The organism is Rhodococcus zopfii NBRC 100606 = JCM 9919 (assembly GCF_001895025.1).
GTDB classification, from domain to species: domain Bacteria; phylum Actinomycetota; class Actinomycetes; order Mycobacteriales; family Mycobacteriaceae; genus Rhodococcus; species Rhodococcus zopfii.
In genome coordinates, this window is the sequence record NZ_BCXI01000051.1 from 1 (window position 1) to 26,159 (window position 26,159).

Genomic DNA, 26,159 nt, shown 5'->3' on the forward strand with positions numbered 1-26,159 from the left:
TGCGGTCACGAATCTGAACCTGTTTCAGCTACCGCTGACGCGGGTGCTGCTCGAGGCACGTGCCCTGCCCGGTCGCCTGGTCGATGCCCGCGGCCGGCACCGAGGACCGCCGCGGACCCCGGAACCGCCGACCTTCCGCATCCGGGACCTGCCTGAGCGGGGCTGGATCGTGCTGGGGGAACGGCCGGGGTCGGAACTGGTGTGCGGCCAGGTGGGCAAGCCGTGGAAGGGCGCCGGTGGCATGCCGGACCGGCCCGTCACGACGGGCGATTTCGCCGCCTTCGACCAACCGGGCTTCGCGAAGTTGGCGGAGAGCACGCTGGTCATGCCATACGGGGCAGCCGCGTGCGTCTTGATCGCGGAGTCGCGGGTCGCACTCACCGACGAGGACAGCAGGCGACGGTTCCGCCGCTACTGGCTCGCGGCCGGGCCGTTCATCCGTCTGATGCGCCCAGCGGTGATGCATGCGCTCGCTCGGCAGTTCCCGGAGCCTCGGCAGTTCCCGGAGCAATGAGCGGCGGCGAACCTCACGTTCCCTTCCCGGCGGGGCGGGAACGATCGATGTCCAGCCGAAGGTGATAAGTTACCGGTCGGTAACGTCGGGTAGGCTCCGAACGCATCGGGCCTTTCCCGGTCCGGGACCGACCGCTCGTCGCGGACCGTGACGAGACGAGAGCATGGCTCCATCAGGAGGAATCAGCGTGGCTCCAACCACCTCAACGCAACGCAGTGTCGTGTTCGTCGACGGCATCCGCACCCCGTTCGGTAAGGCCGGGGCGAAGGGTATCTACGCCGAGACTCGTGCCGACGACCTGGTCGTCAAGGCGATCCGCGAACTCCTTCGCCGCAATCCGCAGCTGCCGCCGGAGCGCGTCGACGAGGTCGCGATCGCGGCCACGACGCAGACCGGTGACCAGGGCCTGACCATCGGCCGCACTTCGGCGATCCTCGCGGGTCTGCCCGAGACCGTCCCCGGCTTCGCGATCGACCGCATGTGTGCCGGCGCGATGACCGCCGTGACCACCACCGCGTCGGGCATCGGCTTCGGTCAATACGACGTCGTCATCGCCGGTGGCGTCGAGCACATGGGCCGCCACCCGATGGGTGAGGGCGCCGACCCGAACCCGCGTTTCCTCGCCGATCGTCTCGTCGACCCGTCCGCGCTGGTCATGGGCAACACGGCCGAAAACCTGCACGACCGGTTCCCGTCGATCACCAAGGAGCGCACCGACGCCTACGCCGTCGCGTCGCAGAACAAGTACGACGCCGCGAAGAAGGCCGGCTTCATCGCCGACACCCTCACGCCCGTCGCCACCCGCTCCGCCAACGGCTGGGGTCTGGCCACCGAGGACGAGCCGCCGCGGCCCGGCACCACCGTCGAGGATCTCGCGCAGCTCAAGACCCCGTTCCGCACCGCGGGCCGGATCTCCGCCGGCAACGCCGCGGGACTCAACGACGGCGCCACCGCCTGCATCCTCGCCGGCGAGGACACCGCCGCCGAACTGGGCCTGCCGGTCGGCATGCGCATGGTCGGCTTCGCATTCCAGGGCGTCGATCCCGCGGTCATGGGCATCGGCCCGGTTCCTGCGACCGAGAAGCTGCTCGCGCGCACCGGCCTGACGATCGAGGACATCGGCCTGTTCGAGATCAACGAGGCATTCGCGGTGCAGGTGCTCGCGTTCCTCGAGCACTTCGGCATCGCCGACGACGACCCGCGCGTCAACCAGTGGGGCGGCGCCATCGCGTGCGGCCACCCGCTCGCATCCTCGGGCGTGCGCCTGATGACCCAGCTCTCCCGCCAGTTCGCGCAGAACCCGGATGTCCGCTACGGCCTGACCACCATGTGCATCGGTCTGGGCATGGGCGGCTCCGTCATCTGGGAGAACCCCAACCACGCTGATTACCAGGCGGGAGTCAAGTAAATGACCGGAATTTCACACGAGGCGAGCGAAGCGACGGGAATTGTGACCGCATTCGCCGACGAGGTCGTCACCAACGCGTACACCAAGCTGGTTTCGGTGCCCGGCATCGACGGCCCGATCGCGCTGATCACGCTCGACAACGGGTTCGACCACACCAAGCCGAACTCGTTCGGCCCCAAGGGTCTGCTCGCGTTCGACGCCGCGCTCGACGAGGCCTTCGCCGCGAACCCCACCGCAATCGCCGTCACGGGCAAGCCGTTCATCTTCGCCGCGGGTGCGGACCTCAAGGGCGTCCAGGCCGTCACCACCCGGGAGCAGGGCCTCGAGGTCGGCCGGCTCGGCCACAAGGTGTTCGGCCGACTGCGCACCTCCGAGATCCCGACCTTCGCGTTCGTCAACGGGCTCGCCCTCGGCGGCGGCCTCGAGGTGGGTCTGCACTGCCACTACCGCACCGTCGCCGACAACGTGCCGGCCCTCGGCCTGCCCGAGACCATGCTCGGCCTCGTGCCGGCGTGGGGCGGCACCCAACTGCTCCCGAACATCGTCGGCCCGGACAACGCGGTCACGCTGATCCTGGAGAACCCGCTCAACAACGGCCGCACCATCAAGGCGAAGCAGGCCGCCGACCTCGGCTACGCGGACATCGTCTTCGGGTCCGCCGATTTCCTCGAGCAGTCTCTCGCATGGGCCGCGCAGGTTCTCGCCGGCAAGGTCACCCCGACCCGCCCGGAGATCGACCGCGGCGCCGGCTGGGACGCGGCGATCGGCCGCGCCAAGGCGCTCGTCGCCGGCAAGACCCGCGGCTTCGCGCCGGCTCCGAACCTCGCGATCGAACTGCTCGAGGCCGCGCGCGGCACCGACATCGCGGACGCGGCGTCGCTCGCGGCCGGCTTCGCCGCCGAGGACGAAGCCCTCGCCGACCTGGTGCTCTCCGACGAGTTGCGGGCGGGCCTGTACTCCTTCGATCTGGTCAACAAGCGCGCCAAGCGCCCGGCCGGAGCCCCCGACAAGTCGCTGGCCCGCAAGATCACCGGCGTCGGCATCGTCGGCGCGGGCCTGATGGCCAGCCAGCTCGCGCTGCTGTTCGTCAAGCAGCTGAAGGTGCCGGTGATCCTCACCGACATCGATCAGGAGCGGATCGACAAGGGTGTCGGCTACGTCCACACCGAGATCGACAAGTTGCAGGCCAAGGGCCGGCTGTCCGCGGACGCAGCCAACCGTCTCCGGGCTCTGGTGACCGGTTCGCTCGACAAGGCCGCGTTCGCGAAGACCGACTTCGTCATCGAGGCAGTCTTCGAGAACATGGACGTCAAGAAGAATGTGTTCGCCGAGCTCGAGCAGCACATCACCCCCGAGACGATCCTGGCGACCAACACCTCGTCGCTGTCGATCACCGAGATGGCCGCGGATCTGCAGCACCCCGAGCGGGTCGTGGGCTTCCATTTCTTCAACCCGGTCGCGGTCCTGCCGCTGCTCGAGGTCATCAAGGGTGAGCAGACCGACGACGCGACCCTCGCGACGGCGTTCGCGACCGCGAAGTCGCTGAAGAAGTCCGCGGTGCTGTGCGGCGACAAGCCGGGCTTCGTGTTCACCCCGTCGCCCGGACTGTCGGCGCTCGTCGACGCCCGCAAGCCCGGCGTGTGGACCTACGGCGAGAACGGCCAGGTCGTCGATCCCGAGGTGGCCGCCCTGTGGCCGCAGGGCGACAAGCCCTCCACCGCCGACGAGGTGCTCGAGCGCACTCGCCGCGCGTTCGCCGAGGAGATCCGCATCATGCTCGACGAGGGCGTGGTCGCGGCCCCCGAGGACATCGACCTGTGCCTGATCCTCGGTGGTGGGTTCGCGTTCTGGAACGGTGGCATCACCCCCTACCTGGACCGCACCGGAACCTCGGAAGCCGTGAACGGCAAGCGATTCCTGGAGCCGGGAGTCGCCGACGCCCGACGCTGACCTGCTCCGCCCGACGACGGCGCATCACCGCACGGTGATGCGCCGTCGTTGCGTAATCTGCCGTGCGAGCAGGCACTTCGGGCGTAGCGTGAGTTCATGACGCAACCCTCCGGTGGTCACGCAGCCAAGGTCATCGCCGTGACGGTCGCCGCGGCGGTAGGCGGATTCCTGTTCGGTTTCGACAGTTCGGTCATCAACGGGGCGGTCGACTCGATCCAGGGCAACTTCGGGCTCGGCGACTTCTTCACCGGTTTCGTCGTCGCTATCGCCCTGCTCGGATGCGCGGTCGGCGCCTGGTTCGCCGGGGAACTCGCCGACCGGTGGGGCCGCAAGAAGGTGATGCTCCTCGGCTCGGCGCTGTTCGTGATCTCATCGGTCGGCTCTGGATACGCGTTCAGCGTTCCAGATCTGATGCTGTGGCGTGTGATCGGCGGCCTCGGCATCGGCATCGCGTCGGTGATCGCTCCGACGTACATCTCCGAGATCGCGCCGGCCCGCTATCGCGGCGCGCTCGCATCGCTGCAGCAGCTCGCCATCACGATCGGCATCTTCGCGGCCCTGCTGTCGGATGCGGTGTTGCAGAACGCCGCAGGCGGTCCGTCGAACGATCTGTGGTGGGGTCTCGAGGCGTGGCGCTGGATGTTCCTCGTCGGGGTGATTCCCGCGCTCGTGTACGGCATTCTGGCGCTGCTGATTCCGGAATCGCCGCGATTTCTGGTGGGCAAGAATCTGGACCGGGAAGCCGCGCAGATCCTCGCGAACATCACCGGTGAGCTCCGCCCGAACGAACGCGTGCACGAGATCCGCCTGACGTTGCGCCACGAGTCCACGCGCTCGTTCGGCGACATCCGTGGGCCGCGGTTCGGCCTTCAGCCGCTGGTGTGGGTCGGCATCATCATGGCGATCTTCCAGCAGTTCGTCGGCATCAACGCGATCTTCTACTACTCGACCACGCTGTGGAAGTCGGTGGGGTTCAGCGAGAACCAGTCGTTCACGACCTCGGTGATCACCTCGGTGATCAACGTGGGCATGACGTTCGTGGCGATCCTGTTCGTCGACCGCATCGGCCGGCGCATCCTGCTCATGATCGGCTCGATCGGGATGTTCGTGAGCCTGCTGCTCGCAGCCGTCGCGTTCTCGCAGGCGGTCGGTGAAGGTGAGAACGTCGAACTACCCAGCCCGTGGGGTGCGGTCGCGCTCGTCGGCGCCAACCTGTTCGTGGTGTTCTTCGCGGCCACGTGGGGTCCGATCATGTGGGTGATGCTCGGCGAGATGTTCCCCAACCGGATGCGCGCGGTCGCGCTGGGTTTGAGCACGGCCGCGAACTGGCTGGCGAATTTCACTGTCACCCTGGCGTTCCCGCCCCTGACGAGCACGGTGGGGCTGTGGTTCCTCTACAGCCTGTTCGCGTTCTTCGCACTCCTGTCGTTCTTCTTCGTGCGCGCGAAGATCCCGGAGACGAAGGGCATGGAACTCGAGGACATGCACGCCTGACGCAGCGGTCCCGGAAGCGAGCGATCCCCGGACGTCGGTCCGGGGATCGCTGGCCGTTCTGGGGGGGTCAGCCGACTCCGCGCTCGCGCTCCTCGACCGATTCCGGCGGGCCGGCGGAATCGAAACCCGCGACCCATCCGGTGATGCGACGAGCGACGTCCTGCGCGGTCAGTCCGAGTTCCTGGTGGATCTGACCGCGCGAGGCGTGATCGAGGAACCGTTGCGGCACACCCAGTTCGCGAGTGGGCACGTCGAGGTCGGCTGCGCTGAGGGCGGCCGCGACCGCGGACCCGACGCCACCGTGCACGCCGCTGTCCTCCACGGTCACCACGATCCGGAAATTGCGGGCGAGCTCGGTCACCGCAGCCGGCACCGGCAGCACCCACCGCGGATCCACGACCGCGGCGGTGATGCCCTGCTGCGCCAGGCGTTCGGCGGCATCGAGTGCCAGCCCGGCGAACGCGCCGACCGCCACGAGCAGCACGTCTCCGCGGTTCCCGTCCGGCATCCGCAGCACGTCGACGGTCCCGCCGAGCCGCTCGAGTGCCGGGATATCCGCCCCCACCGCGCCCTTCGGGAACCGCAGGGCGGTCGGGCCGTCGTCGATCGCGAGCGCCTCGCCGAGTTCCTCCCGGAGTGTCGCACCGTCACGCGGTGCGGCCACGCGGATGCCGGGCACGATGCCCAGAAGCGAGAAGTCCCACATGCCGTTGTGGCTGGCACCGTCCGAGCCGGTGATGCCGGCGCGGTCGAGCACCAGGGTGACGGGCAGCTTCAGCAGCGCCACGTCCATGAGCAACTGGTCGAACGCGCGATTGAGGAACGTCGAATACACCGCAACCACCGGGTGCAGCCCACCCAGGGCCAGGCCGGCTGCTGAGGTGACCGCGTGCTGCTCGGCGATGCCGACGTCGAACATCCGGTCGGGGAACCGTTCTCCGAACTTCGCAAGACCGGTGGGTCCGGCCATCGCGGCGGTGATCGCGACGATGTCGTCGCGGTTCTGAGCCTGCGTGATGAGCTCGTCGGAGAAAACCGATGTCCAGTCCGGCACCGACCCGGACGAGGTGGACCGGCCGGTGCGGGGATCCATGACTCCGGTCGCGTGCATCTGATCGGCCTTGTGGTTCTCGGCCGGGGCGTAGCCGGCGCCCTTGCGGGTGACCGCGTGCACGAGCACCGGTCCGCCGTACGCCTTGGCGCGGCGCAGCGCCCCCTCGAGGGCAAGTTCGTCGTGGCCGTCGACCGGTCCGAGGTACTTGATGCCGAGATCGGTGAACAGCACCTGAGGGCTGACCGCATCCTTGATACCGGCCTTCATCCCGTGCAGCACCGAGTACGCGGCCGGACCGATCCAGGGCAGCTTCTTCACGATGCGCCGGCTGTTGTCGAGAAGTTTCTCGTAGCCCGGCTGCAGCCGCAGCGCCGCCAGGTGGTCGGCGAGACCACCGATCGTCGGCGCGTAGGAACGTCCGTTGTCGTTGACGACGATGACCAACGACCGGTCCTTACCGGCGGCGATGTTGTTGAGCGCTTCCCAGCACATGCCGCCGGTGAGGGCGCCGTCACCGACGACCGCGACGACGGTGCGGTCGCGCTGCCCGGTGAGCGCGTAGGCCTTCGCCAGGCCGTCTGCGTAGGACAGGGCCGCCGACGCGTGCGACGACTCGACCCAATCGTGTTCGCTCTCCGCCCGGCACGGATAGCCCGACAGGCCACCCTGCTGACGCAGAGTGCCGAAACCGGCGGCGCGGCCGGTGAGGATCTTGTGCACATACGCCTGGTGACCGGTGTCGAACAGGATCGGGTCGTGCGGCGAATCGAAGATGCGATGCAGCGCGAGGGTCAGTTCGACGACACCGAGGTTCGGACCGAGGTGGCCGCCGGTCGCGGAGACCTTCTCGACGAGGAACCGCCGGATCTCACCGGCGAGTTCCTTGACCTCGGCAGGCGTGAGCCGCCGCACGTCGTCGGGCGACTGGATGCGGGAAAGGACACCCAACTGGTTTTGCTCCCTCCAGCTCGACTCACGCGAGGGCGCGCGAGCAGTTCCACTCAGTCTACGGAGCGCGGGAAGCACTTCCGCCCCCACACCTCCGCTTCGGCAGGTCCGACATCGAGGTCATGACCTCACCGGCGAGCCATCGTGAGCTTCCTCACAGGCTGCGCGCGTGGTTCGTACGCCGGACTCGCGTCCGGGCCTGCGGACAACGAACGCCGCGCACCTCACGTGGTGCGCGGCGTCGTTGTGGTCGACGTGCCGGCGCGGATCAGGACACCGCGACCGGCTCCATTTCCTCCGGAGCCAGGTCGATGGTGGTCCGCAGCTGGCGCTTCGGGATGAGAACCACCGCGACCAGGGTCACGACCGCGAACGCTGCGGCGACGAGGAACAGCAGACCGGTGGCGTCACCGTAGGCGCCGCGGATGATCGCCGCGATCGGCTCCGGCAGGGCACCCAGGTCGAGGTTGCCGCCACCGGCACTCGAACCGGTGTCGATGCCGAGCTTCGCGAAACCCTCGGCGGACAGGGTGGCGACCCGGCTCGCGAGGATCGAGCCGAGGACGGACACGCCGATCGCACCGCCGAAGGTGCGGAAGAACGCGACCGAGCTGCTGGCGGCGCCGATGTTGCGGACGCTGACCGTGTTCTGCACGGCGAGCACCAGGTTTTGCATGAGCATGCCGGTGCCGAGCCCCACGATTGCGATGTACACGCCGATCAACCACAGCGAGGTGGCGTGATCGATCGTGCCCAGCAGCGCGAATCCGGCGAACTGCAGGACGGCGCCGCCGATGAGGAACGCCTTCCACTCGCCGAAGCGGGTGATCAGCTGCCCGGAGACGACCGACGACACGAGCGTGCCCAGGACCATCGGGATGGTCAGCATGCCGGCTTCGGTGGGACTGAAACCGCGCGCGGTCTGGAAGTACTGGCCGAGGAACGTCGTGGCACCGAACAGGCCGATACCGACGGCAACGGAGGCGATGATCGCCAGCCCGGTGGTGCGCTCGGTGATGATCTTCAGCGGGATGACCGGGTCGGCAACCTTGGATTCGACGATCACCGTGGCGACGAGCAGTGCGAGACCGGCGGTCACGTACAGGACCGATTCGGCGGAGAACCACTCGAAGCTCGAGCCGGCGAACGAGACCCACACCAGCAGGACGCTGACACCGGCGGTGAGCAGGGTCGCGCCGAACCAGTCGATGCGCACGTCGCTCTTGCGTTCGGTGGTCACGTGCAGGGTGCGCTGCAACAGCACCAGCGAGAGCACCGCGATCGGCACGGACGCGAAGAAGCACCAGCGCCAGCCGAGGGGGCTGTCGACGATGATGCCGCCGAGGATCGGCCCGCCGGACATCGCCACCGCCATGACGGCGCCCATGTATCCGGAGTATCGGCCACGATTGCGCGGCGGGATGATCGTCCCGATGATCGCGACGACGAGAGCGGTCAGTCCGCCCATGCCGAGACCCTGGACGACGCGGGCGGCGAGCAGCACCGGCACGTTGTGGGCGACACCGGCCAGGATCGAACCGGCGACGAAGATCACGATGGCGGACTGCACGAGGGTCTTCTTGTTGAACAGGTCGGCGAGCTTCCCCCAGATCGGGGTGCTGGCGGCGTTTGCGAGCAGCGCGGTGGTGATGACCCAGGCGTACTGGGTCTGACTGCCCTGCAGGTCGCCGATGATGGTGGGCAGCGCAGTGGCGACGATGGTGCTGCTGAGCATCGCGGTGAACAACGCCGCGAGAAGACCGGCGAGTACCTCGAGGATCTCCCGGTGGGTCATCGAGTCACCCGGGTGTGCCCCCGGTGCTCCGTGTGTCGTCTGGGTCATCAAGCGGTCCTTCGTGCGTTATCGGTGAGAACAGGGGCAAGCGTGTCGTTCAGACGGCCGAGCACTCGAAGCGCGTCGTTCATCTCGGTCTCGTCCCAATCGGCGAGCGCCTCCCGGAGCCGCGCGGCGCGACGGTCGCGGACGCCCCGCAGTACCTCGACGCCGGCGTCGGACACCCGCACCCGGTGGGCGCGTTTGTCGTCGGGGTCGGGGTGCCGCTCGATGTAGCCCCGCTCGACGAGCTCCCCGATCTGGCGGCTCAGTGCGGATTGGCTCACGCACATCTCGGCGGCGAGTTCGCTCGGCCGGCATTCGCCGGTGCGCCACAACAGGAAGAGCACACCCGCCAGTGCAGCGGGCAGCAGTTCGTCCTCCATGTGCGACAGCGCGGTCCGGACCGTGCGACCGAGCAAGAAGATCACGTCCACCAGGGCGCTTGCCGTGTCCGGGGGAACCGTCATCGCCTACTCCGTTCCACAATCAATTGCTTGCGTCATGCAACTATACATTAGTTGATTGCTGCAAGCAATTAACAACAGAACGGACAAAGCCCGGCACGGTACCGGTCCGTGCCGGGCCACCGCTCGGGAACGATGCCCGGGTCGGAACGGCGTCAGCGTGTGAACAGCGCCAGGCACTCCACGTGGTGAGTCGACGGGAAAGCCGCGAACACCCGCAGATCGGCGAGCTCGAATCCGTGGGACCGATACAGTCCTACGTCGCGACCGAAGGATGCGGCGTCGCACCCAACATGCACGATCCGTTCGGGTGTGGCCGCGGCGAGCGCCTCGATCACCTCACGACCCGCCCCCGCCCGCGGCGGATCCAGCACCACCACCTCGGGTCGCGGCAGATCCGCGACCATCCGCTCGACCCGCCCGTGGTGGAATCGCACCTGCGGCAGGTCGGCCAGGGCCAGGGCGCCGTCGTCGACCGCAACGCGCGACGACTCCACCGATTCGATCCGGCCGCCTTCACCGACCTGATCCGCCAGCGCTGCCGCGAACACACCGACACCGCCGTACAGATCCCAAGCGGTCGCTCCCGCGGAGGCATCCGCCCACTCCCCCACGACCGCCGAATAGGTCGCGGCGGCGCCCCGATGCGCCTGCCAGAAACCGGTAGCGGCGAGCCGCCACTCCCGCGACCCCACCCGCTCGACGGGACGGCCGGAGCCCTCCACGACCTTCTCCGCGCGCGGCGCATTCGCCGCCGCGCGGCGCGCGGACGCACCCCGGCGACCGGGACTATGGCGGCCGGTACGCGAGACCGGCGCCGGCGCTATCTCCACGATGTGCCGCTCGCCGTCCGCGTCCAGCACAACCTGGAGCTCGGCGCCGGGCTGCCACACCCGGTCGGTCAACCCGGCGTACGCCCGCGCCTCGATCTGCGGGCACGCCAGATCCGTCTCCACCTCGTGACTGTGGTGCCGGCGGAACCCCGGATTTCCGGCGCGGTCGACGGCCAGGCGCACCCGGGTCCGCCACCGGGTGCCGTCGGCATCGCCACCCGGAAGCAATTCGACTTCCACCGCACGCTCGACACCGCCGAGCCGGCGCAACTGTTCCGCCACCACCGCGGCGCCGATCCGCTGCTGTGCGGGCACGCTGGCGTGGGACAGGTCGCAGCAGCCGGCGCCACCCGGCCCGGAGATCGGGCAGACCGGGTTCACCCGGTCCGGCGACGCCTCCAGGATCTGCACCGCGTCGGCGAAGCAGAACGCCCCGCCTCGGTCCTCGGTGACGAGCGCCATCACCCGTTCGCCGGGCAGCCCGTGCCGGACGAACACGACCCGGCCCTCGTATCGCGCGACGGTCGAGCCGCCGTGGGCCGGGTTGCCGAGGATCACCTCGATCCGGCGACCGGACCAATCCGTACCCGGGACCTGCCGTTCGTGCCGGCTCACCGCTTTTCCTCCTGATCGTCGAATCCTCGACGTACCGCACCGGGCGCCACGTCGATTCGTTCCTTGCGTACGCCCGCCGACGAGTGCAGCTGCCAGGGCACGCTCGTGACCATCACGCCGGGCTGGAACAACAGCCGGCTCTTGAGGCGCAGCGCGCTCTGATTGTGCAGGATCTGTTCCCACCACCGCCCGACCACGTACTCCGGGATGAACACGGTCACCACGTCGCGCGGCGAATCGCGCCGGACCCGTTTGACGTACTCGAGCACCGGACGCGTGATCTCCCGGTAGGGCGATTCGATGACCTTGAGCGGCACGGTGATGTCGCTGGCCTCCCACTGGCGCACCAGCTGGCGGGTGTCCGCGTCGTCGACGTTGACGGTGACCGCTTCGAGTGTGTCCGGGCGGGTCGCCCGCGCGTAGGCGAGGGCGCGCATCGTCGGATGGTGCATCTTCGAGACGAGAACGATCGAATGGGTCCGGCTCGGGAGCACCGCGTCCCATTCGGTGCCCTCGAGTTCCTGGGCAACGCTGTCATAGTGCCGGCGGATCGCCTTCATCAGCCCGAAGATCGCGATCATCGTGACGATCGCGATCCACGCACCCGCCACGAACTTCGTGATGAGCACGATGACCAGAACTGTCGCGGTCATGATCAGGCCTATCGTGTTGACCACGCGGGAGCGGAGCATGCGCCGGCGCTGCAACGGATCCGTCTCCGTCGCCAGGTGCCGGGTCCAGTGCCGGATCATGCCGGTCTGGCTCAGCGTGAACGACACGAACACCCCGACGATGTAGAGCTGGATGAGGTGGGTGACCTCGGCGCCGAACATCCACACGAACACGATCGCGACACCCGACAAGAACAGGATGCCGTTGCTGAACGCGAGGCGATCACCGCGAGTGTGCAGTTGCCGCGGCAGATACCGGTCCTGGGCCAGCACCGACGCGAGCACCGGGAACCCGTTGAAGGCCGTGTTGGCGGCGAGCACGAGGATGAGCGCGGTGACGATGGTGATCAGGTAGAAGCCGATCGGGAAGTCGTCGAACACGGTTTCCGCGAGCTGGGCGATCAGCGTCTTCTGGTGGTATCCCTCGGGGGCGCCGTGCAGCTGGGTCGCCGGGTCCTCGGCGATCACGATGCCGAGTTTCTGGGCGAGCACGATGATGCCCAGCAGCAGGGTGATCGCGATCCCGCCGAGGAACAGCAGCGTCGTCGCGGCGTTGCGCGATTTGGGCTTACGGAAGGCCGGAACCCCGTTGCTGATGGCCTCGACACCGGTGAGCGCCGCGCAACCGGACGAGAACGCCCGCGCGATGAGGAAGGCGAACGCGATCGCCGTCAGATCCGAGTGTTCGGCCGTGAGCTCGAACGCGGCCGACTCGGCCTGCAGGTCCTCCCCCAGCACGAAGATGCGAATCAGGCCCCAGAGGAGCATGACCAGCACACCGAACATGAAGGCGTACGTGGGGATGGCGAATGCGGTGCCTGCCTCGCGCAAGCCTCGCAGGTTCACCGCGGTCAGGAGGGCGATGGCGGTGACCGCGAACAGCACCTTGTGTTGCGCGACGAACGGCACCGCCGAGCCGATGTTCGCCGCGGCCGACGAGATCGACACGGCGACGGTGAGCACATAGTCGACCATGAGGGCGCTGCCGACGGTCAGACCGGCGGTCGGCCCGAGGTTGACGGTCGCGACCTCGTAGTCGCCACCACCGGACGGGTAGGCGTGCACGTTCTGCCGGTAACTGGCTACGACGACGGCCAGCACGATCGCGACCATGACCCCGATCCACGGAGCGAACACGAACGCCGACATGCCTGCGACCGACAGGACGAGGAAGATCTCCTCGGGCGCGTAGGCCACCGAGGAGAGTGCGTCCGACGCGAAGACCGGCAAGGCGATTCGCTTCGGCAGCAGGGTGTGGCCGAGCGTGTCGCTCCGGAACGGCCTACCCAACAACAACCGCTTCGTGGCGGTCGAAAGTTTGGACACTCGCAAAGCGTAAGCCGTCCCGCGGGCAATCGACCGCGGACCCGCTCCGCTGCCCGATATGGTCGAATCCGAACGGACGGCCGGACCCGGAAGTACACGCATCCGCCGCGCGGGACGGTACGGTTTCGGTTCGGCAACCCCGACGATCCCGGATCATCGATATCGCAGGACGGGCGCAACAATGGAACGGAGTCGAACGTGTTCGTGGTGGTCATGGGATGTGGCCGCGTGGGATCGTCGCTGGCCGCGGCCCTCGTCCGGCTCGGGAACGACGTTGCTGTCATCGATCGCGACCCGAGCGCCTTCCTGCGTCTGGGCCCCGACTTCCCGGGAACGACGATCGTCGGCATGGGATTCGACCGGGACGTGCTCGTCCGGGCGGGAATCGAACGCGCCGACGCGTTCGCCGCCGTGTCCTCCGGTGACAATTCCAACATCATCTCCGCGCGTGTGGCACGCGAGACATTCGGCATCGAGCGGGTCGTCGCCCGCATCTACGACGCCAAGCGCGCGGCGGTCTACGAACGGCTCGGCATCCCGACTGTCGCGACCGTCCCGTGGACCACGGACCGGTTCCTGCATTCACTCGTCCGGGACGCGGAGACCACCCGGTGGCGCGACCCCACCGGAACCGTCGCGGTTGCGGAGGTGAGCCTCAACGAGGAGTGGATCGGACGCAATGTCGTCGACCTCGAGGCCGCGACCCAGTCGCGGGTCGCGTTCATCATCCGCTTCGGCGCCGGGCTGCTGCCCGACCGCAAGACCGTGCTGCAGGCCGACGACCAGGTGTACATCGCGGCGGTCTCGGGCACCGTCGCCGAGGCGCTCGCACTGGCCGCGAACCCGCCGGTCGAGAACGACTGAGAGGACCACGTCGATGAAGGTGGCGATCGCCGGTGCGGGCGCAGTGGGACGCTCGATCGCGCGCGAACTCATCCGCAACAAACACGAGGTCATGCTGCTCGAACGCAAACTGGAGCATGTCGAACCCGAGTCGGTGCCGGATGCGAAGTGGGTGCATGCCGACGCGTGCGAGTTGAGTCTCCTCGAGGCGGCCGAACTCCAGCGCTACGACGTGGTCATCGCCGCGACCGGCGACGACAAGGCCAATCTCGTCCTCAGCCTGCTCGCGACCACCGAATTCGCCGTGTCGCGCGTGGTGGCGCGCGTCAACGATCCGCGCAACGAATGGTTGTTCGACGAGTCGTGGGGCGTCGACGTCGCGGTGTCCACACCGCGAATGCTCGCCGCCCTCGTCGAGGAAGCGGTCTCGGTGGGCGACCTGGTTCGCCTGATGACACTGCGCAAGGGCGCCAATCTGGTCGAGATCACCCTGCCCGACACGACCGCGCTCGCCGGCAAACCGGTCCGCAAGCTGGCGCTGCCGCGCGATGCGGCCCTCGTCACGATCCTGCGGGGCGATCGCGTGATCGTGCCCCAGCCCGACGATCCGCTCGAGGGTGGCGACGAGCTGCTGTTCGTCGCATCCGTCGAGGTCGAACAGGAACTGCGCGAGGCGGTCGGCCTCTAGACGTCCTCAGTCGTCGTCACGGCGCGCCTCGCTGCCCGGCAGCGAGGCGTCCTGCTCGGTGACGACAGGTTCGACGATGCGATCGGCACGACGCACCGCCCACAACGTCACCAGCAGCACGACCGCGGTGAGCGGCCAGCCCATGCCGATCCGGGCGACCGCAAGCCACCCCGTGCGATCGGCATCGTAGAGGTGGTTCTGCACCAGGTACCGAGCCAGGAACACCAGTGCCCATGCCGCGGTCGCGAGGTCGTAGGCGCGCACCGCGTCCCGGTGGGTGCGCCATCCGGTGCCGTGGCCGTTGAGCATGCCCCAGATCACACCGACGAGCGGGTAGCGCACGAGCACCGATGCCAGGAACACCGCGCCGTACGCAAGGCTGCTGTATATGCCGAACAGGAAGTAGCCCTTGGCATCGCCCGTCCGGTAGGCGATGAACGCGCACACCGCCACCCCGATGAAACCGGAAACCGCCGGCTGAATCGGCGTGCGCTGCACCAGCCGCCACACCAGCACAGCGGTCGCGACGGCGATCGCCGACCAGATCGCCGCGGTCAGCCCCCACAGGCTGTTGACCGGGACGAAGGCCAGGACCGGCAGTGTCGAGGACACCAACCCGCTGAATCCACCGAGTTGCTCGAGTACCGTCGGCTGCTTGCTGTCGCTCACTCCTACGAGGGTGCCACAACGCAGCGCCGACGCTTCCGTGCGAGCTGCTTCGAGCACCGACGTCGAACGCGCCGGCGAGTACCGACGACCTCGGTCAGACCCGTTCGCGCAGCTCGTAGTAAGGGTTGTAGATGATCTTCGCCCCGTCGCGTTCACCGAGCCGGCCTCGTACGAGGATCGTCTTGCCCGGTTCGATGCCCGGGATGCGGCGGCGGCCGATCCAGGCGAGCACGACCGCGTCGGTCCCGTCGAACAGTTCGGCCTCGACCGTTGCGCTGGCGGCCTTCGAGCAGGTCCCGACGCTGCGCAGGCGCCCGAACATCGTCACTTCCTCGCCCCGGGTACAGTCGGCCGCCTTGCGGGCGCCGGTTGCCTGGGACGACTCGGCGATTTGCTCGGCATCGATGTCTTCGAGGTCCTCGGTCAGCCGGCGGGTCAGTCGGCGGAAGTAACCGGCGGCGGGTGCCATAACAGCGCTCCTGAAACGGGGTGCGGCATGGATCGCATCCGCACATAGGGGTCTCTGACGGCCACTGTAGACCGAATCGAGACCCACAACCACATCCGATGCGGCCCCCCGGATTCCCGTTCGGCACTATCGACGCATGCACGATGCCGATCCCACCGCGTCCCCCTCCGGGCACCGACCGCTGACCGCCGTCGTTCTGCCCGGAACCGGCTCGGACGCACAGTTCGCCGACGCGGCGTTCCGGGCTCCGCTCGAGCGTCGCGGCATCCGCGTGGTGGCGGTCGAACCCGATCCGCGGCGGGTCGTGGGCAGCTACCTCGATGCCCTCGACCGTGAAGCGCGTGCGGGTGCGATCCTCGCCGGCGGCGTGTCGATCGGTGCCGCGGTCGCGCTGCACTGGGCGGCACGGCATCCTTCCGCAGCGGTCGGGGTCCTGGCGGCGCTCCCGGCGTGGACCGGATCCCCAGAGGACGCGCCTGCCGCGGCCAGCGCCCGGTGGACGGCACACGAGTTGCGCACACGCGGGCTCGAACCAGTGGTGGCGGCGATGGTCGAATCGAGCCCGATGTGGCTGGGCCGGGAACTGTCCCGGTCCTGGCGGGCCCAGTGGCCGGATCTGCCCGCCGCGCTCGAAGAGGCCGCGACCTTCCACGCACTCGACGCGGACGCGCTCGGGAGTGTGACGGTGCCGGTCGGGATCACCGCCGCGATCGACGACGCGGTCCACCCGCTCGCTGTCGCGCAGCAGTGGGCCGACCTGCTGCCCCGCGCAGCGATGACCACAGTCACCCTCGACGAGATCGGTGCAGATCCGACGATTCTCGGCACGGGCTGCCTGACCGTGTGGGACCGTGTAACCGCGTGACAGACACGCGCGATACCACCGGCATGTCATCCCCATCACAAGTGCAGCCGATCGACGCTGCCTACGTTCTCGAAGCGGATCGAGGTCACCACCTCGACCCGCTCAACATGTGGGTCTTCGACTCGGGGTCCGGGACGCCCCCGACCGCTGCGGAGATCACCGAGCACTTCCGCCGCCGCGCACCGATCTTCGCACAGTTGAACCGCCGTTTCGTCGATGTTCCGGGACACCTCGACCACGCGTACTGGGTGGCCGACGACCCCCCGATCGAGCAGCGGATCGTGCACGACGAGCGGGTGGGGCTGGACTGGACGGCGCTGCTCGACGTGCTCGGGGGCCTCGCCGCCGCTGCCCTCGACGCCCGGGAGACGGCCTGGCGGATCGACGTCTTCCATGATGTCCGCGACGTCCCCGGCACGACCACACCGGCAACGGTGGTGGTGTTTCGCGGGAACCACTCGCTGATCTCCGGACCGCTCGTCCATCCCCTCTGGGAGGCCTTCTTCGGCACCGGGACCGAACCCGTGCACTTCCCCGGTCTGGGACCTATGGTGCCGCGCGTCAACCGCGTGCTCGCGGCTGCGCGAGGAATCGCGCGCGCTCCCCGCGCAGCCGTCCGGTACATCCGTACCATGCGCGCCGCTCTGCGCGACGCCAAGGAGTTGCAGGCAGCCGGGGCAACCGGGTCGGCGCCCCTGCGGGATCTCACCTCCACCGGACTCAATCACGATCCCGGTGACCGGCGCACGCTGCTCGTCCTGCGACTGGGCACAGCCGGGCCGCTGCCCCGGGGGTTCACGGTGACCGCACTCGCGCTGACCGTGGTATCCGTTGCGCTGCAGCGGTATCTCACCGAGGTGGACGGACAGTGCCCGCCGGATCTGACGGCATTCGCGACCCTCGCGGTCGGGGCGGCACCGGAGTCACTCGGCATCAACCGCATCGGCTGGACGGATGTTGCGCTGCACCCCGGCATCGACTCGCTCCCGGCACGCGCCGCCGCGGTTCAGGCGTCGCTGGTGGAGGGCCGGGAGGCGGCGACGGCCGCCACCCTGCGCCGCCTGACCGACGCCACCTCGATTCCCTCCTTCGTGCTGCCGATGGAACTCGCCGCTAACCGGCGTCGCCTGGAATCCCGCACGTCCCCCCGCATGCATACCGTGCTGACCAGCATCCGGGTCGGTAACACGACTTCGTGGGCGATGGCCGGCCGCCCCTTGCTGTTCGGCGCGGGATGCCCGCCCTTGACATCGGAGGCCACCCTCATCCACGGGCTGTTCGGCCTGGGCGACGACCTCACCCTGACGGTGATCACCTCGCCGGACATCATGCCGGACGCTCAGCGCTACGCCACGCTGCTCCGGGAAGCGTTCGCGGAGGTCGTCTCGGAGGTCCGGCCGCAGGGGTGAGCGCGCGCGGGAGGACTTGTGCGCCACGGTAGATTCCCGCGGTGCCCAACTCTCGAATGACCGTCGTCGACGCGTCCTATCACCTCGAATCGCAGATCGGCCCGCATCTCGATTGGCCCATGTTCTGGGCGTTCGATTCCGGCGGGCACGACGCCCCGACTCCGTCCGAGATCACCGATCATGTGGTCGGCCGTGCTCATGTGCTGTCGTCGCTGCGGCGCACCCCCCGTCATGTGGCCGGGGGCGTCGACTACCCGCACTGGGTGGTCGACGACACTCCCCTCGAGGATCACATCGAGCATCACCACGGCGAGGCACGGTCCGGGATGTCGTGGACGGAGTTCCTCGACGCGCTCGGCGGACTCACGGCGACCGCTCTTCCACGGCACCGCGCGTGGCGGCTGCACGTCTTCCACGCCGTACGGGACGTGCCGTCGGCACAGGGTCCGTCCACCGTGGTGGTTCTGAACACCAGCCATGCCCTGATGGCCGGACCGGCACTGCCGCCGGTCTCGGCGGCGCTGTTCGGGGCGGACGATATGCCACTCGACCTCCCGGGAGTCGGCCCGGCAGCGCGCCGCTGGAGCGCGGCGGGCCGGGCGGCCGCTGGGGTCCTCGGGATACCGGCCGCGCTGCTGCGCTGGTGGTCTCATCTCGGATCGGCGCCACATGACGATGCCGAATCACCGCCCGCCAGAGCGCTGTCCCGCTTCAACCTGGATCCCGCAGCCGGGGGACGATCACGTGCGATCCGCATCCTGACGTTGCCGCTCTCGGGACTACGCCCGCCCGGCACGACCGTGACCACGGCCGTGCTGACCGCGATCTCGGAGGCAATGCGGCGGTATCTGGTGGAGTTCGACGGCTCGTGCCCGCCCGACCCGACCGCCGTGGTCACTGTGGCGCTCCACGACCTCCCGGAGGAAGTCGGCGTGAACCGGCTGGGTCCGGCGCGGGTGATGTTGTCCCCCAACGTCGAGGATCTCGACGAACGAGCCCGGCTGATCCAGGCGGAATTGGCCGCGGGGCGCAGGGACGTGAATTCTCCCGGGTACGCCGCGAAGATGCAGACCACCAATCTGATGCCGGCTGTTCTCTATTCCGCGGCCGCCGCGGAGGTTCTGGACCGGAGCGTGAGCCTGTACAACTCGGGACACGCGCTCGGGCACACGGTGCTCACGAGCATCGACTGCCGCGGTTCCGAACGCGCGCGCCTGTGCGGGCGCGAGCTGGCGCTGTTCGGGATGACGCCACCGTTGCCGCGGGATATCGGACTCGTTCACGGCGTCGTGGGCACCGCGCGGGGATTGACTCTGACTGTGCACAGCACACCGGAAGCCGTCGCCGACCCGGACCGGTACCTCGAGCTCCTGCGGGAGTCGATCGACCTGATGGGCGCCGGTTCCGGGGTGCGCACGTGAGGTGCCGGCCGCCGCCGGGTTCAGAAGCCGAGCTGTTGCATGGCCGAGCCTGACTCGCCCCGTCGAGGTCGCGGCGGCTGCGGCGCGGGCACCTGCGGCGGAGGCACCGGGGCGCCCGGCGGTCGGCCGGGTGCCCGCTGTCCGCCCTGTTGTTGCGGCATCTGCCCCTGTTGCGGCATCGGCCTCTGTTGCTGAGCCTGTTGCTGCTGCTGAGCCTGTTGCTGTTGCTGTGCGGCGGCAAGCTGCTCGGCCAACGCCTGCGGAAGGACAATCGGCAGCGGCGTGCGCACCGGGTGCGGCTCGGTGCCGCGGCGGACGATCGTGTCGGCGACGACGGCGCGGGCGATCTCGACCAGCGGTGCGTTCGCGACGACCGCACCCGGCGGCCCCGCGGCGACGCAGCGGATCATCCATCGGTACCCGTCCACCCCGATGAACCGCAGGTCGGCGTTCGGGGTGACACCGTGCAGTTCGCGACCCCACGGCCCGTCCTCGATGCTCACCGTGGCCTTGTCGTTGCGCAGCGTGTCGGCGAGCTCACCGGCGACCTCGCGCCACTGCCCGGGCGACTTGGGTGCCGCGTACGCCGTCACGGTGATCCGGCCGTGCTGGGTTACCAGGTGCACGGCCTGCGGTGCGCCGTTCTGTGCCATCTCGACCTGGATCTGACCGCCCGGCGGGAGCGGAACGAGGACCGAACCGAGGTCGAGCCGGGTCGTGCCGATCGCGTCGTCGCCGATGTCGTCGATGTCGAACGGACCCGTTCCCGGTGCGGGGCTGTCACCGGCGGCCGCGTCGTCGTATTCCTCGTATGCGGCGTCGTCGTATGTGGCGTCGTCGTATGCGGACTCGGCGCGGTTCTTCCTGCGGCGTCCGAACATGTCACAAACCTTCCTTGACGAGGCCGGCGTGCCCGCCGCTCGATCCGTATCCACCCGCACCGCGGGTCGTGTCGTCGAGTTCGTCGACCTCCACGAAGTCCACGAGTTCGACCTTCTGGACGACGAGTTGCGCGATCCGGTCACCGCGTCGCAGCTCGATCGGCTGTTCGGGATCGTGGTTGATCAGGCAGACCTTGATCTCGCCCCGATATCCGGCGTCGACGGTGCCGGGTGTGTTCACGACGGACAGGCCGAATTTCGCAGCAAGCCCGGATCGCGGGTGGATCAGCCCGACCGTCCCGATCGGCAGCGCCACCGCGATGCCGGTTCCCACCAGCACCCGCCTGCCCGGTTCGATGGTCACGTCGGACGTGGTGCACAGGTCGACGCCGGCGTCACCGGCGTGGGCCCGACGCAGCACGGGGATCCCGGGGTCGAGTCGACGAAGCGGGACGGCTGGTAGGTCGGTCACGTGGACCGAGAGTACCCGTGCAGGCGACTACTCTGAACGACGTGTCTGAATCATCTCGTCCCGGAGCCGCCGCCGACAGCGTGACCGGTTCCCCGACCTATTCCGAACGTCTGTGGGTGCCTCTGTGGTGGTGGCCCGTGGGCTTCGGCGTTGCCGCGTTGGTCGCTGCCGAGCTGAACATGGCGGCGCGAGCCCTGCCCGACTGGCTGCCCTACGTGGTCCTGCTGCTCATTCCGGTGTGGGTCCTGTGGTGGCTGTCCCGGAAGGAGATCCGGGTGGTCGACGGCGAGCTCGTCGTCGACCGCGCTCACCTGCCGGTCGGCGTGATCGCCCGCGGCATCGCGGTCCCTGCCAGCGCGAAGAGCGCAGCAATGGGCCGGCAGCTCGACCCGGCCGCGTTCGTCTCCCATCGCCCGTGGGTGGGGACGATGGCACTGGTCGTACTGAACGACCCGGAGGACCCGACGCCCTATTGGCTGTTCAGCACAAGGCGGCCAGCAGAACTGCTGGCCGCCTTGGGATGTGCGGACACCTCGAAGAGCTGACACGGCCGTGGTCTCTCCGGCGACCGCGGGCCGTGCCTCCCGCGGTCCCCGGCGCGACCGTCAGGCCGCGCAATCCCTACAGATCAGGACGCCGTTCTCCTCGCTCGCCAGCCGGCTGCGGTGGTGAACCAGGAAGCAGCTCGAGCAGGTGAACTCGTCCGCCTGCTTCGGGACGACGCGCACCGACAGTTCCTCACCCGAGAGATCGGCTCCGGGCAGTTCGAACGACTCGGCTGTATCCGATTCGTCGACGTCTACGACCGCGGACTGCGCCTCGTTGCGTCGCGCCTTCAGTTCCTCGAGTGAATCCTCCGACACTTCGTCGCTGTCGGTTCGCCTCGGTGCGTCGTAGTCAGTCGCCATTTCCTCTTACCTCTAGTCCTCGTGCAGATGCTCTTCCGGCGAGCCCTGTTCGCGCTCTCCGGCCAGGGCAACGCCCGACTGTCACGGGAAGTTCCCGCCGGTGGTGTCCCGGTCTCGGACATACCCGGGGCTTCCGTTTCCGAACCCTTGTGGCCGCCTCCCTCGACGACCGGGCCGCCGAACAATAGCCGACGCGGGAGCGAATTTCTCAACCGTTTCGCGTGTGTATGCGAATTGACGATCAATTGTCACCAACAACACAGCAACTCGAGACATTCCTGCCGCCTACCACCTCCACCCGACCCGCAGGCGCGACCTCTACAGTGATGTCCGCACCCCATACCGACACGACGAGAGGCAGGCGGCGTGGTTTCCCTGATCACCGAGGGCAGCGCAGCGGACAAACGCGGCCGGCCGTTCGTCCGGCGACGCAAGACCCCCGTCGTCGTCCTGTTCGCGATCCTGTCGACGATCATGATCGTGGTCTGGGTGTCGGTGTTCACGTCGTCGGAACCGGTCGCCACCACCGTCGCGTGCAACGCCCCGCCGACCGCGGCAACCGAACCGGGCGGACCCGAGCCGGCACCCCTCGGTGAGACAGTGAGCCGTTCGACACTGCTCGATGTAGAGCCCGCGCCGGTGTCCGCGACCCGGGTACGCGTGTTCAACGCCAACGGTGAGCGTGGTCAGGCCACACACGTCGCCGCGCAGCTCGGCGACTACGGATTCGCGAGCGCACCCGACGTACAGGCCGGCAACGACCCGGTCTACGTCGATCAGAACATGCAGTGCCACGGCCAGATCCGGTTCGGTCCCGGTGGGCTGGCCGCCGCGAGCACCGTCTGGCTGGTCGCGCCGTGTGCCGAACTGATCCAGGACACGCGCACCGACGACACCGTCGATCTGGCGCTGGGCACCTACTCGCGGGAGATCTCCCCCAACCCCGACGCCGAGGAGGTCCTGCAGGCACTGCGGGAGGCCCCGGTCAACGGGCAGACCGCGCCCTTGGACATCGATCTGCTCGCCGCTGCACGCACCGCGCGCTGCTGAGCGCTACGCGATCGGCGCGTCGGCTCCGAGCGCGGTCAACAGGGCCTGGAACTCCCCGGCGATACCCGGAGCAACCGCCACGGTGAGTTCGCCGTCGGCACCGAATCCGGTGGGCAGCCGCACCGACGCTCCCGCCTCCGCGGCGATCAGCGCACCGGCCGCCCAGTCCCACGGGTTCAGCCCGTGCTCGTAGTGGGCATCGAGTCGGCCCGCCGCGACCATGCACAGATCCAGCGCGGCGGCACCGATCCGCCGGATGTCACGGACCCTCGGCAACAACTCGGCGACGAGCCGGCCCTGGCGGGCTCGTCGGCCGGCGTCGTACGAGAAGCCGGTCGCGACGAGGGCCAGGCCCACGTCGGTGACCGGAGTGCAACGCAGGATCGCGACAGCACCGTCCGCGGTGGTCAGCGTGGCTCCCTCGTCCACCGCCGCCGAGTACGTGTCGCCGGTGGTCACGTCGACGACGGCCCCGGCGAGCGAACGCCCGTCGACCTGCGCGGCCACCGACACCGCGAACGCCGGAATGCCGTACACGAAGTTGACCGTGCCGTCGATGGGGTCGACGACCCACCGCACGCGGTGCTCACCCCCCGCAGAATCGCCACCGCGTTCCTCACCCAGGAATCCGTCGCCCGGACGCAGGTGCGTCAGCCGGCGGCGGATCAGATCCTCGCTCTCGGTATCGGCGACCGTGACGGGATCGGTGTCGGTCGACTTGGTACGGACCGCCCCCACCTGGGCTGCGGGGTCCGCCCCGAACAGTTCGCGCCGGCGGGCGCGGACATGATCGGCGGCTTCCCCGGCCACTGCCACCGCCACCGCGCGGAGCGTAGATGGATCGGCCGAGGCGACGGCGTCGAGTCCCTGGAGGGCATCGAGTCCCTGGAATTTGCTCACCCGCCCATCGGAACACACGCCGTACCCGCGCACCACCCACGCCCTGGCCCGGTTCGCACTAGTGTGACGGCACGAGCGCCGCCCGATCCGATCTGCCCTCCGGCGCCGCGGGCACCTCCACCGACGACAGGAAGGCACGAGATGACGCAGGAAACCCGCACCGATTCGGCGACTCTCGGTTTCGGCATCGATATCGGGGGAAGCGGCGTCAAGGGCGGCGTCGTCGACCTGTCCACCGGGCAGTTGGTGGGTGAACGCATCAAGATCCTCACGCCGCAACCGTCGACGCCCGCGGCCGTCGCCGACACGGCCGCGCAGATCGTCGCCCAGGCCGGGTGGACGGGTCCCGTCGGTCTGACCCTGCCGAGTGTGGTGACCGGCGGCATCGCCCGGACGGCCGCGAACATCGACCGGTCCTGGATCGGGACCGACGCGCGCGCACTGTTCTCGGAGGCACTCGGAGGGCGCGAGGTGACGGTCCTCAACGACGCGGACGCCGCCGGCGTAGCCGAGGACCGGTTCGGGGCCGCGAGCAACGTGCGTGGTGTCGTCGTCCTGCTGACCTTCGGTACGGGTATCGGTTCGGCGGTGCTGAACAACGGAGTGCTGCTCCCGAACACCGAGTTCGGCCACATGGAGGTGGACGGGAAGGAAGCCGAGCACCGCGCCTCGTCGAAGGTCAAGGAGGACCGGGACTGGTCCTACAAGCGATGGGCCGACGAGGTTTCCCGGGTGCTGTCGCGCTTCGAGGCACTGTTGTGGCCGGATCTGTTCGTCGCCGGAGGTGGGATCAGCCGCAAGAGCGACAAGTGGATTCCGATGCTGACGAACACCACGCCTGTCGTTCCGGCCGAACTGCGCAACACCGCGGGCATCGTCGGGGCTGCATACGCTGCAGAAACAGCACTCACTCCCTGAGTCCGGCACATCGACCGTCACGGCGATCGTTACAATGGTGCACAACCGGCCGTGAACCCGGTCCGATCCCGACAGACCTCTCCGCCGGAGCCACTCTGGCGCGACGCCGCACTACCTCGTCACGAAAGGGCGTACGTGGCAGCCACCGACATCCACACCGCTGATTCCCCCACCGAATCGGCACCCGTCGCGGACGCCGCGGGCGCCGCCGCGGACCCTGCGACCGGTACCGCACCCACCACGAAGCGGCCGGCGAAGAAGGCCGCCGCCAAGAAGGCCCCGGCGAAGAAGGCCGCCGCCAAGAAGGCCCCCGCGAAGAAGGCCGCGAAGAAGACCACCGCGAAGAAGGCCGCTACGAAGAAGGCGACGAAGGGTGCCGGCGAAGAGGACTTCGACGGCGACGACGCCCAGCTCGAAGATCTCGACATCGGCGAGGACGACCTCGCGGGCGCCGAGGAGATCGTGGTCGAGGACGAGGACACCGAGGCCGCGGCCGACGAACCCAGCGAAAAGGACAAGGCGTCCGGCGACTTCGTGTGGGACGAGGAGGAGTCCGAGGCCCTGCGGCAGGCCCGCAAGGATGCCGAGCTCACCGCGTCCGCCGATTCGGTTCGCGCCTATCTCAAGCAGATCGGCAAGGTCGCGCTGCTCAACGCCGAGGAGGAGGTCGAGCTCGCCAAGCGCATCGAGGCGGGCCTGTACGCGACCTACCGGATGCAGGAATTCGCCGCGAAGGGCGAGAAGCTGCCGGTGGCTCAGCGCCGCGACATGAACTGGATCTGCCGCGACGGCAACCGCGCGAAGAACCATCTGCTCGAGGCGAACCTGCGCCTGGTCGTTTCGCTCGCGAAGCGCTACACCGGCCGCGGAATGGCGTTCCTGGACCTCATCCAGGAAGGCAACCTCGGTCTGATCCGTGCAGTCGAGAAGTTCGACTACACGAAGGGCTACAAGTTCTCCACGTACGCGACGTGGTGGATCCGCCAGGCCATCACCCGGGCGATGGCAGACCAGGCCCGCACCATCCGTATCCCGGTGCACATGGTCGAGGTCATCAACAAGCTCGGTCGTATCCAACGTGAGTTGCTCCAGGATCTGGGTCGTGAACCCACGCCGGAGGAGCTCGCCAAGGAAATGGACATCACGCCGGAGAAGGTGCTGGAGATCCAGCAGTACGCGCGTGAACCCATCTCGCTCGACCAGACGATCGGTGACGAGGGCGACAGCCAACTCGGCGACTTCATCGAGGACTCCGAGGCCGTCGTGGCGGTCGATGCCGTGTCCTTCACGCTGCTGCAGGATCAGCTGCAGTCGGTGCTCGAGACACTGTCCGAACGCGAGGCCGGTGTCGTTCGGCTGCGGTTCGGCCTCACCGACGGTCAGCCCCGCACGCTCGACGAGATCGGCCAGGTCTACGGCGTCACGCGTGAACGTATCCGCCAGATCGAGTCGAAGACGATGTCGAAACTCCGGCACCCGTCCCGCTCGCAGGTGCTGCGCGACTACCTCGACTAGAAGATCCCGCTTTCGATGCAATCAGGGCCCCCGGGAG

The 26,159-nt window shown here is 68.6% G+C and carries 23 protein-coding genes and 1 pseudogene; 13 read left to right on the plus strand and 11 right to left on the minus strand.

The window, feature by feature from the left end; genetic code table 11:
• The 4 genes and pseudogenes from RZ1_RS30720 to RZ1_RS25660 all read left to right on the plus strand — a co-directional run.
• Positions 1 to 514, plus strand: a pseudogene (locus RZ1_RS30720) (hypothetical protein); the annotation flags it as partial.
• A 187-nt stretch (positions 515 to 701) separates the two neighbouring features.
• Positions 702 to 1,922, plus strand: a complete 1,221-nt coding sequence (locus RZ1_RS25650) for a thiolase family protein (RefSeq protein WP_072815448.1) — start codon at positions 702 to 704, stop codon at positions 1,920 to 1,922.
• Positions 1,923 to 3,872 (plus strand): 3-hydroxyacyl-CoA dehydrogenase NAD-binding domain-containing protein, encoded by a 1,950-nt coding sequence (locus tag RZ1_RS25655; protein WP_072815449.1) that lies wholly within the window; start codon positions 1,923 to 1,925, stop codon positions 3,870 to 3,872.
• A 96-nt stretch (positions 3,873 to 3,968) separates the two neighbouring features.
• Complete coding sequence (locus tag RZ1_RS25660) at positions 3,969 to 5,366, plus strand: sugar porter family MFS transporter (RefSeq protein WP_072815450.1); 1,398 nt, start codon at positions 3,969 to 3,971, stop codon at positions 5,364 to 5,366.
• Positions 5,367 to 5,433: 67 nt separating this feature from the next.
• Here RZ1_RS25660 and dxs read toward each other — a convergent pair whose 3' ends face one another.
• From dxs to RZ1_RS25685, 5 genes are all read right to left on the minus strand, one after another.
• A complete protein-coding gene (dxs, locus tag RZ1_RS25665; RefSeq protein WP_072815451.1) occupies positions 5,434 to 7,368 on the minus strand; it encodes a 1-deoxy-D-xylulose-5-phosphate synthase in 1,935 nt (644 codons plus the stop codon).
• Positions 7,369 to 7,636: 268 nt separating this feature from the next.
• Positions 7,637 to 9,163: an MDR family MFS transporter gene (locus RZ1_RS25670; protein WP_072815486.1), complete on the minus strand. Its 1,527-nt coding sequence runs from the start codon at positions 9,161 to 9,163 to the stop codon at positions 7,637 to 7,639.
• A gap of 47 nt (positions 9,164 to 9,210) precedes the next feature.
• Entirely contained in the window at positions 9,211 to 9,672 is a 462-nt protein-coding gene (locus RZ1_RS25675) for a MarR family winged helix-turn-helix transcriptional regulator (RefSeq protein WP_072815452.1), read from the minus strand.
• Positions 9,673 to 9,824: 152 nt separating this feature from the next.
• Entirely contained in the window at positions 9,825 to 11,117 is a 1,293-nt protein-coding gene (locus RZ1_RS25680; RefSeq protein WP_072815453.1) for a class I SAM-dependent RNA methyltransferase, read from the minus strand.
• Positions 11,114 to 13,114, minus strand: a complete 2,001-nt coding sequence (locus RZ1_RS25685; RefSeq protein WP_072815454.1) for an APC family permease — start codon at positions 13,112 to 13,114, stop codon at positions 11,114 to 11,116. The genes RZ1_RS25680 and RZ1_RS25685 overlap by 4 nt, the downstream gene beginning before the upstream one ends.
• Positions 13,115 to 13,312: 198 nt before the next feature.
• Between RZ1_RS25685 and RZ1_RS25690 the strand changes: the two genes are divergently transcribed.
• Both RZ1_RS25690 and RZ1_RS25695 read left to right on the plus strand, forming a co-directional pair.
• On the plus strand, positions 13,313 to 13,978 hold the full coding sequence (locus RZ1_RS25690; protein WP_072815455.1) for a potassium channel family protein: 666 nt from the start codon (positions 13,313 to 13,315) through the stop codon (positions 13,976 to 13,978).
• A gap of 13 nt (positions 13,979 to 13,991) precedes the next feature.
• Entirely contained in the window at positions 13,992 to 14,645 is a 654-nt protein-coding gene (locus tag RZ1_RS25695; protein ID WP_072815456.1) for a potassium channel family protein, read from the plus strand.
• Between the two features lie 6 nt (positions 14,646 to 14,651).
• On the opposite strand, the gene RZ1_RS25700 is transcribed toward RZ1_RS25695, so the two are convergent.
• Together RZ1_RS25700 and RZ1_RS25705 are read right to left on the minus strand one after the other, a co-directional pair.
• A complete protein-coding gene (locus RZ1_RS25700) occupies positions 14,652 to 15,314 on the minus strand; it encodes a DUF3159 domain-containing protein (RefSeq protein ID WP_072815457.1) in 663 nt (220 codons plus the stop codon).
• A 94-nt stretch (positions 15,315 to 15,408) separates the two neighbouring features.
• The gene (locus RZ1_RS25705) at positions 15,409 to 15,783 is read right to left on the minus strand and encodes an OB-fold nucleic acid binding domain-containing protein (protein WP_072815458.1); all 375 of its coding nucleotides are present in this window, start codon (positions 15,781 to 15,783) and stop codon (positions 15,409 to 15,411) included.
• 136 nt (positions 15,784 to 15,919) lie between these two features.
• Here RZ1_RS25705 and RZ1_RS25710 point away from each other — a divergent pair, with 136 nt between their 5' ends.
• The 3 genes from RZ1_RS25710 to RZ1_RS25720 are packed head-to-tail and all read left to right on the plus strand — an operon-like array spanning position 15,920 to position 19,478.
• Complete coding sequence (locus RZ1_RS25710) at positions 15,920 to 16,648, plus strand: alpha/beta fold hydrolase (protein WP_072815459.1); 729 nt, start codon at positions 15,920 to 15,922, stop codon at positions 16,646 to 16,648.
• Between the two features lie 23 nt (positions 16,649 to 16,671).
• On the plus strand, positions 16,672 to 18,057 hold the full coding sequence (locus RZ1_RS25715) for a WS/DGAT domain-containing protein (protein ID WP_139281977.1): 1,386 nt from the start codon (positions 16,672 to 16,674) through the stop codon (positions 18,055 to 18,057).
• A 41-nt stretch (positions 18,058 to 18,098) separates the two neighbouring features.
• Positions 18,099 to 19,478: a condensation domain-containing protein gene (locus tag RZ1_RS25720; protein ID WP_139281978.1), complete on the plus strand. Its 1,380-nt coding sequence runs from the start codon at positions 18,099 to 18,101 to the stop codon at positions 19,476 to 19,478.
• A 20-nt stretch (positions 19,479 to 19,498) separates the two neighbouring features.
• Here the strand turns inward: RZ1_RS25720 and RZ1_RS25725 are convergent, their stop codons facing one another.
• Together RZ1_RS25725 and dut are read right to left on the minus strand one after the other, a co-directional pair.
• Positions 19,499 to 20,359 carry a DUF3710 domain-containing protein gene (locus RZ1_RS25725; protein ID WP_072815462.1) on the minus strand — a complete coding sequence of 287 codons (861 nt, stop codon included), beginning with the start codon at positions 20,357 to 20,359 and terminating at the stop codon, positions 19,499 to 19,501.
• A gap of 1 nt (position 20,360) precedes the next feature.
• Complete coding sequence (dut, locus tag RZ1_RS25730) at positions 20,361 to 20,831, minus strand: dUTP diphosphatase (RefSeq protein ID WP_072815463.1); 471 nt, start codon at positions 20,829 to 20,831, stop codon at positions 20,361 to 20,363.
• 41 nt (positions 20,832 to 20,872) lie between these two features.
• Here dut and RZ1_RS25735 point away from each other — a divergent pair, with 41 nt between their 5' ends.
• Positions 20,873 to 21,376: a DUF3093 domain-containing protein gene (locus RZ1_RS25735; protein ID WP_238071803.1), complete on the plus strand. Its 504-nt coding sequence runs from the start codon at positions 20,873 to 20,875 to the stop codon at positions 21,374 to 21,376.
• A gap of 60 nt (positions 21,377 to 21,436) precedes the next feature.
• Here RZ1_RS25735 and RZ1_RS25740 read toward each other — a convergent pair whose 3' ends face one another.
• Positions 21,437 to 21,739, minus strand: coding sequence for a DUF4193 domain-containing protein (locus RZ1_RS25740; protein ID WP_068162126.1), 303 nt, complete (start codon positions 21,737 to 21,739; stop codon positions 21,437 to 21,439).
• A gap of 366 nt (positions 21,740 to 22,105) precedes the next feature.
• On the opposite strand from RZ1_RS25740, the gene cei reads away from it, so the two are divergent.
• Complete coding sequence (gene cei / locus RZ1_RS25745; RefSeq protein WP_072815465.1) at positions 22,106 to 22,789, plus strand: envelope integrity protein Cei; 684 nt, start codon at positions 22,106 to 22,108, stop codon at positions 22,787 to 22,789.
• Positions 22,790 to 22,792: 3 nt separating this feature from the next.
• On the opposite strand, the gene RZ1_RS25750 is transcribed toward cei, so the two are convergent.
• Positions 22,793 to 23,689, minus strand: a complete 897-nt coding sequence (locus RZ1_RS25750) for an inositol monophosphatase family protein (RefSeq protein ID WP_139281979.1) — start codon at positions 23,687 to 23,689, stop codon at positions 22,793 to 22,795.
• 141 nt (positions 23,690 to 23,830) lie between these two features.
• Between RZ1_RS25750 and ppgK the strand changes: the two genes are divergently transcribed.
• The gene (ppgK, locus tag RZ1_RS25755; RefSeq protein ID WP_072815466.1) at positions 23,831 to 24,607 is read left to right on the plus strand and encodes a polyphosphate--glucose phosphotransferase; all 777 of its coding nucleotides are present in this window, start codon (positions 23,831 to 23,833) and stop codon (positions 24,605 to 24,607) included.
• A gap of 135 nt (positions 24,608 to 24,742) precedes the next feature.
• A complete protein-coding gene (locus RZ1_RS25760; protein ID WP_072815467.1) occupies positions 24,743 to 26,122 on the plus strand; it encodes an RNA polymerase sigma factor in 1,380 nt (459 codons plus the stop codon).
• Positions 26,123 to 26,159 lie beyond the last annotated feature (37 nt).

Bases quoted from the DNA above. Each gene is read 5' to 3' on its own strand.
- RZ1_RS25670 (WP_072815486.1), bottom strand. From the start codon at position 9,163: ATGACCCACCGGGAGATCCTCGAGGTACTCGCCGGTCTTCTCGCGGCG.
- RZ1_RS25740 (WP_068162126.1), bottom strand. From the start codon at position 21,739: ATGGCGACTGACTACGACGCACCGAGGCGAACCGACAGCGACGAAGTG.
- RZ1_RS25695 (WP_072815456.1), top strand. From the start codon at position 13,992: ATGAAGGTGGCGATCGCCGGTGCGGGCGCAGTGGGACGCTCGATCGCG.
- RZ1_RS25725 (WP_072815462.1), bottom strand. From the start codon at position 20,359: ATGTTCGGACGCCGCAGGAAGAACCGCGCCGAGTCCGCATACGACGAC.
- RZ1_RS25675 (WP_072815452.1), bottom strand. From the start codon at position 9,672: ATGACGGTTCCCCCGGACACGGCAAGCGCCCTGGTGGACGTGATCTTC.
- RZ1_RS25660 (WP_072815450.1), top strand. From the start codon at position 3,969: ATGACGCAACCCTCCGGTGGTCACGCAGCCAAGGTCATCGCCGTGACG.
- ppgK (WP_072815466.1), top strand. From the start codon at position 23,831: ATGACGCAGGAAACCCGCACCGATTCGGCGACTCTCGGTTTCGGCATC.
- RZ1_RS25705 (WP_072815458.1), bottom strand. From the start codon at position 15,783: ATGGCACCCGCCGCCGGTTACTTCCGCCGACTGACCCGCCGGCTGACC.
- RZ1_RS25655 (WP_072815449.1), top strand. From the start codon at position 1,923: ATGACCGGAATTTCACACGAGGCGAGCGAAGCGACGGGAATTGTGACC.
- RZ1_RS25710 (WP_072815459.1), top strand. From the start codon at position 15,920: ATGCACGATGCCGATCCCACCGCGTCCCCCTCCGGGCACCGACCGCTG.
- RZ1_RS25715 (WP_139281977.1), top strand. From the start codon at position 16,672: ATGTCATCCCCATCACAAGTGCAGCCGATCGACGCTGCCTACGTTCTC.